10 protein-coding genes are annotated in these 13,988 nt (G+C 66.5%); 8 read left to right on the top strand and 2 right to left on the bottom strand.

Annotated elements, in window-relative coordinates; all coding sequences use genetic code 11:
• Positions 1-76: 76 nt before the first annotated feature.
• Positions 77-1,063, top strand: coding sequence for a Gfo/Idh/MocA family protein (locus MJ603_RS04900; RefSeq protein ID WP_243062524.1), 987 nt, complete (start codon positions 77-79; stop codon positions 1,061-1,063).
• Positions 1,060-2,058, top strand: a complete 999-nt coding sequence (locus MJ603_RS04895; RefSeq protein WP_243062523.1) for a Gfo/Idh/MocA family protein — start codon at positions 1,060-1,062, stop codon at positions 2,056-2,058. The genes MJ603_RS04900 and MJ603_RS04895 overlap by 4 nt, the downstream gene beginning before the upstream one ends.
• A gap of 97 nt (positions 2,059-2,155) precedes the next feature.
• On the opposite strand, the gene MJ603_RS04890 is transcribed toward MJ603_RS04895, so the two are convergent.
• Positions 2,156-3,559 (bottom strand): ROK family protein, encoded by a 1,404-nt coding sequence (locus tag MJ603_RS04890; RefSeq protein WP_243062522.1) that lies wholly within the window; start codon positions 3,557-3,559, stop codon positions 2,156-2,158.
• A gap of 119 nt (positions 3,560-3,678) precedes the next feature.
• Between MJ603_RS04890 and MJ603_RS04885 the strand changes: the two genes are divergently transcribed.
• From MJ603_RS04885 to MJ603_RS04870, 4 genes are all read left to right on the top strand, one after another.
• Entirely contained in the window at positions 3,679-4,104 is a 426-nt protein-coding gene (locus MJ603_RS04885) for a hypothetical protein (RefSeq protein ID WP_243062521.1), read from the top strand.
• Between the two features lie 149 nt (positions 4,105-4,253).
• Positions 4,254-6,455, top strand: a complete 2,202-nt coding sequence (locus MJ603_RS04880) for an NADP-dependent isocitrate dehydrogenase (RefSeq protein ID WP_243062520.1) — start codon at positions 4,254-4,256, stop codon at positions 6,453-6,455.
• A gap of 222 nt (positions 6,456-6,677) precedes the next feature.
• Entirely contained in the window at positions 6,678-7,127 is a 450-nt protein-coding gene (locus MJ603_RS04875) for a GNAT family N-acetyltransferase (protein WP_243062519.1), read from the top strand.
• A 26-nt stretch (positions 7,128-7,153) separates the two neighbouring features.
• Positions 7,154-7,537 carry an MGMT family protein gene (locus tag MJ603_RS04870; RefSeq protein WP_243062518.1) on the top strand — a complete coding sequence of 128 codons (384 nt, stop codon included), beginning with the start codon at positions 7,154-7,156 and terminating at the stop codon, positions 7,535-7,537.
• On the opposite strand, the gene MJ603_RS04865 is transcribed toward MJ603_RS04870, so the two are convergent.
• A complete protein-coding gene (locus MJ603_RS04865; RefSeq protein WP_243062517.1) occupies positions 7,516-9,336 on the bottom strand; it encodes a beta-galactosidase family protein in 1,821 nt (606 codons plus the stop codon). The genes MJ603_RS04870 and MJ603_RS04865 overlap by 22 nt on opposite strands.
• Before the next feature lie 169 nt (positions 9,337-9,505).
• On the opposite strand from MJ603_RS04865, the gene MJ603_RS04860 reads away from it, so the two are divergent.
• The gene (locus tag MJ603_RS04860; protein ID WP_243062516.1) at positions 9,506-10,486 is read left to right on the top strand and encodes a LacI family DNA-binding transcriptional regulator; all 981 of its coding nucleotides are present in this window, start codon (positions 9,506-9,508) and stop codon (positions 10,484-10,486) included.
• Between the two features lie 210 nt (positions 10,487-10,696).
• Positions 10,697-13,981 carry a discoidin domain-containing protein gene (locus tag MJ603_RS04855; RefSeq protein ID WP_243062515.1) on the top strand — a complete coding sequence of 1,095 codons (3,285 nt, stop codon included), beginning with the start codon at positions 10,697-10,699 and terminating at the stop codon, positions 13,979-13,981.
• Positions 13,982-13,988 lie beyond the last annotated feature (7 nt).

Below are 13,988 nucleotides of genomic sequence, written 5' to 3'. Positions count from 1 at the left end.
TGCAGCGCATGCGTCGTGCCGTCACGTGCACCTTGCGCGCCTCACGGACGACGCCATCATCAACGAGGGAGAAGACATGTCGGCCAAGACCCGACTCCGCGTCGCCGTGCTGAGTTTCTGGCACGTGCACGCAGGCGACTACGCCACAACAGCCACACAGCATCCGGACACCGACCTCGTCGCGGTGTGGGATGACGATGCCGATCGCGGACGGGAGGCTGCTGCACGCTTCGGCGTCGAGTTCGTGCCGGACCTCGACGATCTGCTCGCCCGTGACGACATCGACGCCGTCACCGTCACGACGTCGACGAAAGATCACAGGGACGTGATGGTCAAGGCCGCGCGGGCCGGAAAGCACATCTTCACGGAGAAGCTGCTCGCGCCCACGGTGGCGGAAGCGGAGGAGATCATCCGCGCCTGCGACGACAACGGCGTGAAGCTCGTCGTCTCGCTCCCCCGCCTGTATCACGGCTACACGCAGGTCGTGAAGGACGTGCTCGCCGGGGGACGCCTCGGTGCGGTCAACTACAGCCGAGTGAGGCTCTCCCACGACGGCGCCGTGGCGAACTGGCTGCCCGAACAGTTCTATGACCCGGAAGCCGCCTTCGGCCTTGCACTCACCGACCTCGGATGTCATCCCGTCTACCTGACGCAGCTCATCCTCGGCGCGACACCGCTGACCGTCTCGTCGACGTACACGTACGTCACGGGTCGGCCCGTCGACGACAATGCGGTCGTGACCGTGACATACCCTGGCGGCGCCATCGGGGTGATCGAGGCCGGCGTCGTGTCGCCTGACCCGTTCCTCATCGAGGTCGGGGGCACCAGCGGATGGCTCAGCTATTCCGAGCTCGACGATGTCGTGACCGTGGCGCTCAAGGGGCAGGAGATCGAACGCATCCCGGTGCCCGACGACCTGCCAAACGCGTTCTCGCAGTGGGTCGACCACATCGACAACGGCACTCGCGCCGATGACAACATCGCTCGAGCGGTCGAGCTCACGCGGCTCGTGGTGGCATCCAACAACGCAGCACAGACGGGAAAGACGGAGGACCACCGATGATCAGGGTCGGTCTCATCGGCGGTGGCGGTATCGCCAGCGCTCACATCCGCGGCTACCTGGCGCACGCCGACAAAATCGCCGTCGTGGCCGTCGCCGACGCCTTCGAGCAGACCGCGGCGGATCGTGGCGAGGAGCTCGGCGCCACGGCGTACACGGACTACACGAACATGATCGCGAACGAAGACCTGGATGCGGTCGACATCTGCCTGCCGCACCACTTGCACGCCGACGCGATCATCGCCGCTGCCGAGGCCGGTCTCGATGTGCTCTGCGAGAAGCCGCTGTGTCTGGGCGCAGAAGAGGCGCGACGCGTCAACGAGGCCGTCAAAACGAGCGGGGTGAACCTCATGTGCGCACACAACCAGCTCTTCATGCCCGCCGTCGCCAAAGCCAAGGAACTGCTGGAATCGGGCACGATCGGCCAGGTCTACGAGGTGCGCACCACCGACTCGTTCTACAACGATTTCGATCCGGCCAACATGGGATGGCGCGCGCACGCCGCCACATCCGGCGGCGGCGAACTCATCGACACCGGGTATCACCCGAGCTATCTTCTGCTGCACCTCGCCGGCGCGAAGCCCGTTGAGGCGACGGCGATGCTGTCGACCCACCGGCTGACGTTCATGGAGGGCGAAGACAGCGCACAGGTGCTCATCCGCTTCGAGGGCGGAGTGGTCGGGCAGATGATGACCAGCTGGGCGTATGAGCCGGCAGCTTCGACGGAGCGCTTCTCAGCGGTGGGCGAGCTCGGTTCGCTCACGAGCGACGGCACGACGGTGAGCTATCGCCTGCGCTCGGGCGAAGAGGACTCGTTCAGCTACGAGCCCGTCGACACATTCGTCGCCGAGATCGGCCATTTCGCCGACTGCCTCACCTCCGGTGCCCGCCCGCCGCACACCGAGGAGGAAGGCATCCAGGTGCTCGGCATGCTGCTCGCCGCATACGAGAGCGCCGCCAACAAGACGATCGCGCCCGTGCTCGACGTCGTCGCCTGAGTGGCCCGAGTCACCTGATCGGATCCATCGAGCGGCGGGTCACGCGACCCGCCGCTCGATGCTGCCCGGAGCGCGGCCGCATGACGCGGGCAGCCGATCAGCGCGGAATGAGCAGGCCCTGAGCCCGGGGCGACAGCGTGTGATCCAGCACGAGGCAGGCGGCACCGATGGCCGCCACGTCATCGCCGATGGCGGACTCGCTGAACGTGACGGCGTGCGGAAGCCGGTACAGAGACGAACCCATGACCATGTCAGGGACGCGGCTCAAGACAGCATCGCTGAGCGGTGCGAAGTAGGGGCCGCCGAAGACGACGTGGTCCACGTCGAGCAGGTTCACCAGGATGAGCATCGCCTGGGCGATGTCGGTGACAGCGTCGTCGACGAGCCCCGCCACCCGCGGATCGCTGTCGGAAACCATCATCTCCGCGAACGCCGACGCCACCTCGGCGGACGTCATCGTCATGGCATCGCCCGCCACAACGCCACGCGCGATGGCCTCTTCGACCATCAGACGCGGCGACAGCGCCCAGCCGAGCCTTCCTCGACGGTTCGACGGCTCGTCGGCATCGTCGCCCGAGACATCGCCGACGATCACACTCCCGATGTCTCCCGCATTGTTGGAGAAGCCTCGCATGACCTCGCCGCGAGAGACCGCGCCGACGCCGACGCCCGTTCCGCAATACATGAAGATCATGTCGCTGCGTTCGCCCGCCGTGTCCATCCACAGCTCGGCGATGGCAGCAGCCGTGACGTCTTTCTCCAGGATCACTGGCAGGCCGAACGCATCCGCGAGCTCGTCACGTAGGGGCACGTCGTGCCATCCGGTCAGCAACGGCGGGTTGAGTACCACACCTGTGGTGACGTCGATCGGCCCGGGTGCCGCAATGCCGACGCCCATGACGCGTGATGGGCTCACCCCTGCTCTGCTGATCAGCGCCAGCACCGCCCGCACGATCCGCGCCACGGTGCGGGACGCCTTCGCCTCAGGAGTCGTCCTCAGGGTGCGGTGGGCGACCACCTCCCCCGCGAGATCGAGCAGCACCAACGTGATCACCGACGGGTCGAGGTGCACCCCGACGGCGAACCGACCGTGCGGCTCGAGACGCAGGATGGTGCGCGGCTTGCCGACCCCGTTCACCTTCGTTCCGGCCTCGACGACCAACCCGTCGTCCATCAGGCGACGCACGATGTTCGTCACGGTCTGTGCCGAGAGCCCGGTGCTCGCCGCCACCTCGACGCGGCTCACGCCCTCGGTCGCGCGCCGGACGGCATCCAGGATGACTGCCTGGTTGTACCCGCCAACGGCGGGAAGGTTGCTCCCTGCGCGCACCGCCACCCCGCAATCCATCGCGTCGCGTCCTGACGCGAACGTGTGCTCGAGACTATCGTCCGCCCCGGACGCCGGCCGGGACCCCAACGGGGTCACACCGTCGCCCGTGTCGGGCCCATCGCGATTCAGGATGCCGGTGCTCGCCGACGGCGCTCGAACACGGGCAGACACGCCGGTACGCTCCGGCACTGCTTGTTCATAGGCAACCGGTAGGGTGTGCGGGGCCTGTGATCGACGACTGCGGGCGAACCGAGCGGTCCACCGGTCACCTGGTGGGGGGAAAGGAAACTGTGAAGACCCGAAACAGACTCGCCATGATCGCGGCGGCCACCGTGCTCGCCGGCACCATGCTCAGCGGCTGCAGCGCAGCGGCCGGGCTCAGCAAGGCGGCCGGGTGCGCCGAGCTCGCCAAGGCCGCTAGCACCCTGAACACGACGGCGAACAATGCGGTCTCCGATGCGACGAGCGATCCGACCGGCGCTGCCGACAAGCTCAGCAGCGCCGCCGACAAGTTCGACGCCACGGTGAAGAAGATCACCGACTCCGGCGTCAAGGCGAAGGCCCAGGCGATGTCGGATGCCTACAAGAAGTTCACCGACGACTTCACGTCGTACGCGAAGGACCCCGCCAGCGCCGACACGACCGCGCTGTCGAGCGATGCAACCGCACTGTCGAGTGCGGCATCGGGCGTGAGCACGGTCTGCAGCACCAAGTAGCGGCCAGACGTTTCGATGGGCCCCGGTGGAAGACGTCCATCGGGGCCCCGTGCATTTCGACCACACGGCGCCGTCGGGTATCGTCGAAGCCAGACAATTTATCTTGACGTCAAGATTATTTTTCCCTCAAGAGGAGCGCGCAGAACGCGATGGCGAAAATCATCTACACCCACACCGACGAGGCGCCGCTGCTGGCGACCTACTCCTTTCTTCCCATCGTCTCCGCGTACGCCGAGAAGGCGGGCGTCGAGTTCGAGACGCGGGACATCTCGGTGGCCGGACGAATCCTCGCGCAGTTCGACCTTGCCGACGACGCGCTGGCCGAGCTCGGCGAACTGACGGCGAGCCCCGAGGCGAACATCGTCAAGCTGCCCAACATCTCCGCCTCCATCCCCCAGCTCAAGGCTGCGATCAAGGAGCTGCAGGAGAAGGGCTACGACGTTCCCGATTACCCGGATTCACCAGCCGACGATGAAGAGGCCGCGATCCGCGCCAAGTACTTCAAGGCCATCGGATCGGTCGTGAACCCCGTGCTGCGCCAGGGCAACTCGGACCGCCGCGCACCCCAGTCGGTGAAGGCGTACGCGAAGAAGCACCCGCACACCAACAAGGCGTTCGGCGAGGGCTCGAAGACGACCGTCACCACGATGGGCGAGTACGACTTCAAGAGCAACGAGAAGTCGGTCACCATCCCGGCCGACGACACGCTCACGATCGTGCTCGAGACTACCGACCGCGAGCAGAACGTGCTGCTGGAGTGGCTGCCCGTGCTCGCGGGCGAGGTCGTCGACGCGACGGTGCTCTCGGCATCCCGGCTGGATGCCTTCCTCATCAACGCGATGGCGCGGGCGCAGGCAGAGGACGTGCTCTTCTCGGTGCACCTCAAGGCGACCATGATGAAGGTCTCCGACCCGATCATCTTCGGTCACGTTGTGCGCGCCTACTTCAAGGATGTCTTCGCGACGTACGGAGACGACCTCGCCGCGGCCGGCCTGTCTGCCAACGACGGCCTCGGCGCCATCCTCGCCGGGCTCGACGCCCTGCCGAACGGGGGGCGGATTCGCGAGGCGATCGACATCGCCCTCGCCGCGGGTCCGCGTCTGTCGTATGTGAACTCCGACAAGGGCATCACCAACCTGCACGTGCCGTCCGATGTCATCATCGACGCGTCGATGCCCGCGCTCATCCGCAACGGGGGAAAGCTCTGGGACGGCGAGGGCCGCGAGGATGACACGCTCGCCGTCATCCCGGACTCCTCCTACGCCGGCGTCTACGCCACGACGATCGAGGACGTGAAGAAGAACGGGCCTCTGAACCCGGCGACGATCGGATCGGTCTCCAACGTCGGCCTGATGGCTCAGGCGGCCGAGGAGTACGGCTCGCACAACAAGACGTTCGAGATTCCGGTTGCAGGCACGGTGAAGGTGCTGAACAGGGCAGGCGAGGTGCTGCTCGAGCACGAGGTCGAGCCGGGCGACATCTGGCGCGCCTGCCAGACCAAGGACATCCCGATCCGCGACTGGGTCAAGCTGGCCGTGACCCGCGCCCGCGCCTCGGGAACGCCCGCGGTCTTCTGGCTCGACGAGACCCGAGCACACGACGCGCAGCTCATCGAGAAGGTGCACACCTACCTCGCAGACGCCGACTTGGTCGGCGACACGACAGGGCTGACGATCGAGATCCTCGCACCGGAGCTCGCCACGGCGTACTCGCTGGAGCGCATGCGCAACGGCGAGGACACCATCTCGGTCACCGGCAATGTGCTGCGCGACTACAACACGGATCTGTTCCCGATTCTCGAGCTCGGCACTTCGGCCAAGATGCTTTCGGTCGTTCCGCTCATCGCGGGCGGCGGGCTGTTCGAGACCGGCGCCGGCGGATCGGCGCCGAAGCACGTGCAGCAGCTCCTTCAGGAGAACTATCTGCGGTGGGACTCGCTCGGCGAGTTCTTCGCCCTCGTGCCGTCGTTCGAGAAGTACGCGGAGTTCGCGGATGTTCCCGCCGCGAAGGTCCTGGCCGACGCGCTCGACCGGGCGACGGCGACCTTCCTCGACGACGACCGGAGCCCGGGGCGCAAGCTCGGCACGATCGACAACCGCGGTTCGCACTTCTACCTCGCCCTGTACTGGGCGCAGGAGCTGGCGAAGCAGACGGACGACCTCGAGCTCGCCGCCGTGTTCACGCAGCTCGCCGAGACCCTCGCCGCGAACGAGTCGACCATCGTCGAAGAGCTGCTCGCCGTGCAGGGCCGGCCTGCCGACATCGGCGGCTACTACCTGCCTGACCCGGCAAAGGCCAGCGCGGTGATGCGTCCGTCGCACACCTTCAACGAGGCGATCGCCGCGCTGTAGTTGTCTGGCGCGCCCGTCCCCGCCGGGCGCGCCGCCGTCGACCTGGCGAGACGGCCGAGGCCGGCGACGGCACAGCCACCGCCTTGCAGAGCGTGTCACGTCTCGAATAACGGCGCGGCGTGAATCATCACGCTGTAGCGGGCTTACGTCCTCGGCGAACGCAGAAGCAGTCCATAGCCTCCCGGGTGGACCCCCCGTCTCACGTCGGGTTACGCTATGGCCATGGCTGAGCTCCGACTCGAGGAACTGTCCGCGTCGAACATCTCCGCGGCGAACGCGCTCACACTGAAGCCGGGCCAGGAGCAGTTCATCACTCCGGTGTCGTATTCGGCCGCCGCGGCCGTGAACGACCCGAACACCACGTGGCAGCGTGTCGTCGTCGACGACACGGAGGTCGTCGGCTTCATCATGGGCAGTTTCGATGTGGATGCCGACGACGAGTTCCGCTCGATCCTCTGGCGCATCAACGTCGACGCCGAAGATCAGGGCCGCGGCGTCGGCAGCTTCGCCGTCAACGCGCTGGCAGACGAGGCCCGCCGGCGCGGGCTCGACCGGCTCTACGTCATCTGGGAGCTCGGCGAGGCCGGTCCGCAGGAGTTCTTCCTCCGGGCGGGGTTCACGGCGATCGGCGAGACCCAGTACGGCGAAGTCATCGGCGCGATGGACCTGTAGCCGCCACCCCTGACACGCAGACACGGATGCCTCGTCACGCCGAATCCTTCGTCGAAGCCGTGCTCGAGGTGGTCGCCGACATTCCGCCCGGTCGCGTCATGACGTACGGCCAGATCGCCGCGGAACTGGGCTCACGCGGCGCGCGCGTCGTCGGCCAGGTGATGGCGCTCTACGGGTCGGACGTGCCGTGGTGGCGGGTCATCCGCGCGAGCGGCGAACCGCCGGCCGAGCACGAGGAGCGTGCACTGGAGCACTACCTCGAGGAGCGGACGCCGTTGCGGGGTCTGACGACAGAGCAGGCATCCCGCACCGCCGTCACCGGTCGATACCGCATCGACCTCGCTGCCGCACGGTGGTCACCGCCCCCGCTGCCCGCCGCGACATCTGGTCACTCGAACGTCTCGACGTAGACCTCCTCGGGTCCGAGGTCTGGGACGTCACGGAGTTCGACGCGATCGCCGAAGTGCTCCAGCTCGAGCACCGTGATCACGTTGCGCCCCTCGGCCAGGAACGGCGCAGGGATGTAGAGCGTGCGCTGCGGCCCGATCTCCCAGTAGCGCCCGAGCAATGCGTCACCGACCCACACGAAGCCCTTGCCGAACCCCGGCAGGGCGAGAAAGGTGTCCGCCGGCCGCGCGACATCGAGCTCAGCGGTCGCGAACCCCGTGCCACCGCCAGGGGTTCCCGCTCGTGCATCGGCGAGCTGTTCGCCCGACCACTCGTCAAGCGGGAGCGCCCGACTCGTCCACCCGATCACATCCTGGCCGTTGATGCGCACTCGGCCCAGGATCCCTTTGCCTTGGCCCAGCAGCGGACCGTAGTTGATGCGCCCCTGATTCTCGACCAACACCTCGAGCCGAACGGAGTGCGCGGAACCCGCGATCGTGAGGTTCCCATCGACATCGTCGATGACTCCGACCCGCTCGCCGTCGACGTAGACGACCGCCCGGTCGTGTACACCCGTGAACTCGATCACGTTCTCACCGAGTGACAGCACTGGCCGACTCTCGTGCAGGAGAAGGCCCGACGACTGCCCGATCGACTCGAACGTGAGCGGATGGTCATCCGCGACCGGATGGGATGCCGCGACGAGCGAGTCGAGAAGCGCGCCGCGTTGCTCGACTTTCAGCACTCGCGGTTCGAGTGTCGCCGGCCTGCGGTCGAACGGGAACCCTCCGGATTGCACGGCCGGCCACAGGGTCGACCTGAGCGCGAAATACTTCGCCGTCAGGGAGCCGTTCTCAGCGATCGCCGCGTCGGAGTCGTAGCTGGTCACCGTGGGCTGGAGCCGAGTGCCGTCGTGGTTGGCGCCCGCCCAGAGTCCGAAGTTGGTGCCCCCGTGAGCCATGTAGATGCTGACCGAGCCACCGCTTTCGACGATGTCGGACACGACGACAGCGGCTTCGCCAGCCGAGCGAACGTGGTGCTGCTCGCCCCAGTGATCGAACCAGCCGTTCCAGAACTCCGCGCAGACGAAGGGCTCGTCACTTCTGCGGGATCGGAGGAGCCGCGCCGCCTCGAGCGGGTTCGACCCGAGGGTGGCAGTCGCCAGCACCCCTGGAATCGATCCGGCCTGCTGCATGCGCTGCGTCGGGCCGTCCGCCGTGTAGAGCAGCTCGGTGATGCCGCGATCGGTGAGGCTGTCTCGAAGCCGACCGAGGTAGTCCTGGTCATCGCCGTAGCTGCCGAATTCGTTCTCGACCTGGAACGCGATGATCGGGCCACCGTTCGCGCTCTGCAGAGCGGAGAGCCTCGGCACGAGCGCGTCGAACCAGCGCTGCACCGGGTCGAAGAACAACGGGTCGGTGCTGCGCAACCGAATTCCTGGGCGGCCCGTGAGCCAGGCAGGGAGTCCGCCGTTGTCCCATTCCGCGCAGATGAACGGGCCGGGCCGCACCACGACATCGAGTCCGGCATCCGCGGCGAGTTCGACGTAGCGCTCGACATCGCGCCACGCGTCGAACTGCGGGCGGCCCTCGACCTTCTCGTGGAAGTTCCACGCGACGTAGGTGTCGAGCGTGTTGACACCGAGATCGGCGAGCCTCGCGATGCGATCGTGCCACTGCGCAGGATGCACACGGAAGTAGTGCATGCTGCCGGCGATCAGTCGATAGGGCAGACCGCCTCGGAGCAACTCGCCATCGGCATAGGTGACTGCAGGCGCGTTCTCACGCTGACGGTTGCACTCAGCCTCGAGCAGATGCTTCATAGCTGAGACTATGACACACAATGATATCGCTAACAACCTGAAGCGCCGCTGGCGGGTCTTCGCGCCCCGAACCCCTGCGTTGGCTTACGATTGGGGAGCACATCCGCCCAGGTGATCGGACCACATGAGAACCACAGACTCGAAGGCCCACCCACGTCGCGCACCAGGAATGACCGACGTCGCCCGGCTGGCCGGCGTGTCGGCACAGACGGTCTCACGAACCCTGAGCGGACACCCGAACGTGCAATCGGCGACACGAGCGAAAGTGCTCGCGGCAGTCGAACAACTCGGATACCGCCGCAACAACGCGGCGCGCGCCCTCTCGTCCGGCCGCAGCCGTGCGCTCGGCGTCGTCACGCTCCGCACCGGGTTCTACTCGCGCACCGCCGTCACAGTCGGCATCGAAGCAACGGCCGCCGAGGCCGGCTATATCGTCAACTCCGTCACGACGCCATCGTTGGACGCGTCGGAGATCCAGGAGGCGATGTCACGGCTCGCCGACCAGGGCGTCGAAGGAATCGTTCTCGCCGTGCCGTTGATCAACACGAACGCGGCGATCGACGAGCTCACTCGCGCGCTGCCCACGATCACGATCGACGGTTCGCGCACCGAGTCGACTGAGGTCGTGGCGATCGACCAGACCGAAGTGGGACGGCTGGCAACGCAGCATCTGCTCGATCTGGGGCACGAGACGGTCTGGCACGTCGCCGGGCCAAGGCAATGGCTCGACGCCTCGAGCCGCACACGGGGCTGGCGGAACACTCTGGGGTCCGCAGGGCGAGAGGTCGCACCTGAGCTGACCGGGGACTGGTCGCCGGCATCCGGCTATCAGGCAGGGCTCATTCTCGGTCGCATTCCCGAGGTCACCGCCGCCTTCGTCGCCAGCGACGAGATGGCGTTCGGAGTCATCCGCGCACTCGGCGAGCTCGGACGCGCCGTTCCGGGCGACATCTCGATCGTCGGGGTCGATGACATCTCGCTTGCCGAGTACTGCTCGCCCGCGCTGACGACCGTGGCGCAGCCGTTCGCTGACATGGGACGCCTCGCGGTGGAGCACCTGCTTCGCACCATTGCGCATCCCGGCGCCGTGCCCCCCGTCGAGACCATCGAGCCGCAGTTGATCGTGCGGGGTTCGACCGCTGCTCCTTGACCTCGAGACGGTCATCGGTGCTTTTGCGTAGCTCTGCACCGATGAGATGACGAGCCATTCGGAGTGTTAGCGATCCCGTCGTGTGCTTTTGCGACACGCAAACGCTCATTGATTCCGGTCATTTCGGCAGCCGAGGCTGGTGTTATCGATAACGTCCGTTTATCGTGTGTCTTGCTTTCCATTGCCGCAACGAAGTAGCTAGGAAGATCGATGGCCTCACGCACCCTCACCGAAGCACGCCGATCGCGCCTCGCCCTTGCAGGAGGTGTAGCGCTGGCCGTCGTCAGCGCGACCGTCTCGCTCGGTGCCGTCGCCCCGGCCAGCGCCGATCCGTCGGTTCCCCCCGGCAGTGCGATCTCGGACTCGCACTACTCACTGCTCGCCTTCGATTCCGAGTCGGCGCCCTACCCGGCCCCGCCGTCGCTCGACGGCACGGCAGCTGGTGCCTTCGACGGCGACTACTCGACGCAGTGGGCGTCGGACTACAACGGCGGCGACCCCGATCCGATGCCTCACTACCTCACGTTCGACACCGGTGCCGAGCACACCCTCACGGGTCTCGGCTACTCGGTCAAGGTGCAGGGCAATGGTCCGGCCAAGGACGTCGAGGTGCTCACGACGGATGACGCGACCGTGGCCAAGGACGGCACGAGCAGCAAGTGGGCGGAAGCCGGAACGGCGACGTTCGAGCAGCCGACCAGCAATACCCAGATTCAGTACGTGACCTTCGCGCAGCCGGTCAAGGCGCGCTATGTCGAGTTCAAGGTGCTCGACGCGGTCAACGGGTCGGACAACGCGTCCGCGTCCGAGATCGTCGTCTACTCCACCGACGACACTGCGAACACGCCAGCGGGCAAGGCGATCACCAACGCTCAGTACAAGGTCGTCGGCGAGGATTCCCAACAGAGCGACTCAGGAGACGGATCCGCTGCCTCGGCGTTCGACCAGAGCTCCACAACACAGTGGGCGAGCGAATGGTCGCCGGATTCGACTGCCTACCCGCACTGGATCACCTTCGACGTCGGGGGCTCGTTCGACCTCACGGGACTCGGATATTCGGTCAAGGTTCAGGGGAATGGCCCGGTCGGCGATGTCGAGGTGTTCACGACCGACGACGCCGCGACTGCGAACGACCCGAGCGCCTCCGGCTGGGCATCGGCCGGAACAGCGACGTTCCACCAACCCACCGGAAACGACGAGATTCAGTACGTCACATTCGTCAAACCCGTCAAGGCCCGCTACGTGCGCTTCGAAGCCGAGACGGCGATCAACGGTTCTGACAACGCGTCTGCCTCCGAACTCGTCGTCTATTCGACCGACACCGACACGACTCCCACCGCCCCGCCGGGGCCGCCATCGCCGTATACGGTCACGACGAACTCGATCGACACGAATGCCTGGAAGTATCCGGACGACACTCCTGCGAGCCCGTTCCTCGACAAGGACGGCAGCTTTCACTTCGGCGAATCCCACGCGAACTACGGCAACGAACCGGACGGAAGCAACGGTGACATCCGCCAGTGGAACTGGTACGCAGGGACGAACTTCGACACGGCGACCCCCGATGCGACGCTGAACTCTTCCGGGACCAACCCCGACACGACGAACTTCTGCAACTCGAGCCCAACGGGCAAGGAATCGACGAAGGCGCCAGCCGGATCCGGGTACCAACAGCCGAACTACTGCGACATCACGCAGATGTGGGTCGACCCGGACACGGGCGACTGGTACGGCCTCGTGCACAACGAGTTCACGCCCCAGCCGTTCGGTGACGGACTGCACTACGACGCGATCGACTACGCAGTCTCGACTGACAAGGGCAAGACCTGGAGCATCCCGGGTCACGCGATCACCTCGCCGTACAGCACGGTACGGGGAGACACCGCCGCATTCCCGCAGCAGACGTACTACTACGGCGACGGCGACCCCCGCCTTTATGTGGACTATTCGTCGGGTTACTTCTACGCCTACTACGGCTCGCGGGTCGTGAACAAGAGCGGGAGCTGGGTGGCGTTCTACGAACATGTCGCCCGTGCCCCCATCGCCGACAAGATGGCGACCGGCTCGTGGCAGAAGTGGTACGACGGCGCCTGGACGCAGTCCGGAATCGGCGGCAAGGAGAGCAACATGACTCCCGTCACCGACGACAGTCAGACCGGCTATACGGCCCCTGACAAGGAGTACAACCCGAGCACACCCGGAACTGCTCAACAGCAGATTCAGAACGGGCAGATGCCGGCCACCTCACCGCTCTTCGTGATGGACGTCACCTACGACGCCTACCTCGGTCTCTACATCGGAGAACCGCAGAACCCCGATCAGTCGGGCAACGCCCCGCAGGAGTTCTACGCCACGAAGAGCCTCGCGACCCAGAAGTGGTTCAAGTTGGGAGACACGGGCAAGGACTACACGACGGCCTCGTGGTATCGCTGGTTCGTCGACCCGGCGAACAAGACGAGCTCGGCCGTTGTCGGAAAGTCGTTCCGTTCGTACTGCTCCTTCGGTTGCATGGACGGGTCCAACGCCGAGTTCGCCAACGTCACGATCGGCGGGGACGATCCGGCCTCGCCCGTCGACACATCGAAGGAATACACGATCGCGAATGCCGACGAAGGCTTCTTGACGGTGGCCGCCGACGGCGACTCGGTGACGAGCGCAGCGAGGGCAGACACGACATCCAGCGCCTGGGTGTTCACCTCGACCGGCGACGGCGCGTACACGATCGCGGACCACTCGGGTGCGTTGCTCGGCGTCGATTCGTCGACCACTGCCGGGCGCGCCTGGGGCACGCCACTCGACTTGACGGCGAAGGATGCCGCAGGCGTCGGCCAGCAGTGGTTCATCGTGCCGGACACGTCGGCCACGACGGGCGACGCGACGGGGAGCGTGCGCCTCGTCAACCGCTACAGCGGTCTGGTGCTCGGCTTCGGCAAGGCGAAGGCCGCGACCACGCCTGGGCGGAGCTGGGATCAGAAGGGCCATGCGGCGGACGGCTCGACGACCGCCGGAGCCCAGACCCTGGCACTCGCCACGTACCGGGAGGGCGGGATGACCCCGCCGACGATCGAGGCTCCTGCCAGCGCGAAAGCGGGCGCGCCGCTGACCGTACGCATGCACGGATTCACGCCGGGCGCGTCGATCACGGTGGTGCTGCACTCCGTCCCTCTGACCCTGGGCAGGGTGACGGCGGATGCCTCGGGCGACGGTGAGCTGACAGCCAGCGTTCCCGCGAACTTCGCCGCCGGGGACCATGTGCTGCAAGCATCCGTCGGCGGCGACGTCATCGCCACCCGCTCCATTCGTATCACCGCTGCCGGGTCCGGGTCCGGGTCCGGGTCCGGGAACCACGCTGGCGGAACGGACGCTGCAGGCCTCACAGGCACCGACCTCGCCAGCACCGGAAGCGACCTCGCCCTGCCGATCGCGCTCGGGCTCCTCCTGGTCGCGACCGGAGCCATCCTCACCGTGCTCAGGAGGGGCCGCCGAATCGGCTGACCCTCCC

The sequence above is a fragment of the Humibacter sp. RRB41 genome (assembly GCF_022761015.1).
Classification (GTDB): domain Bacteria; phylum Actinomycetota; class Actinomycetes; order Actinomycetales; family Microbacteriaceae; genus Humibacter.
Note: the sequence above shows the minus strand (reverse complement) of the source record. Positions and strands in the feature narration are given on the sequence as shown.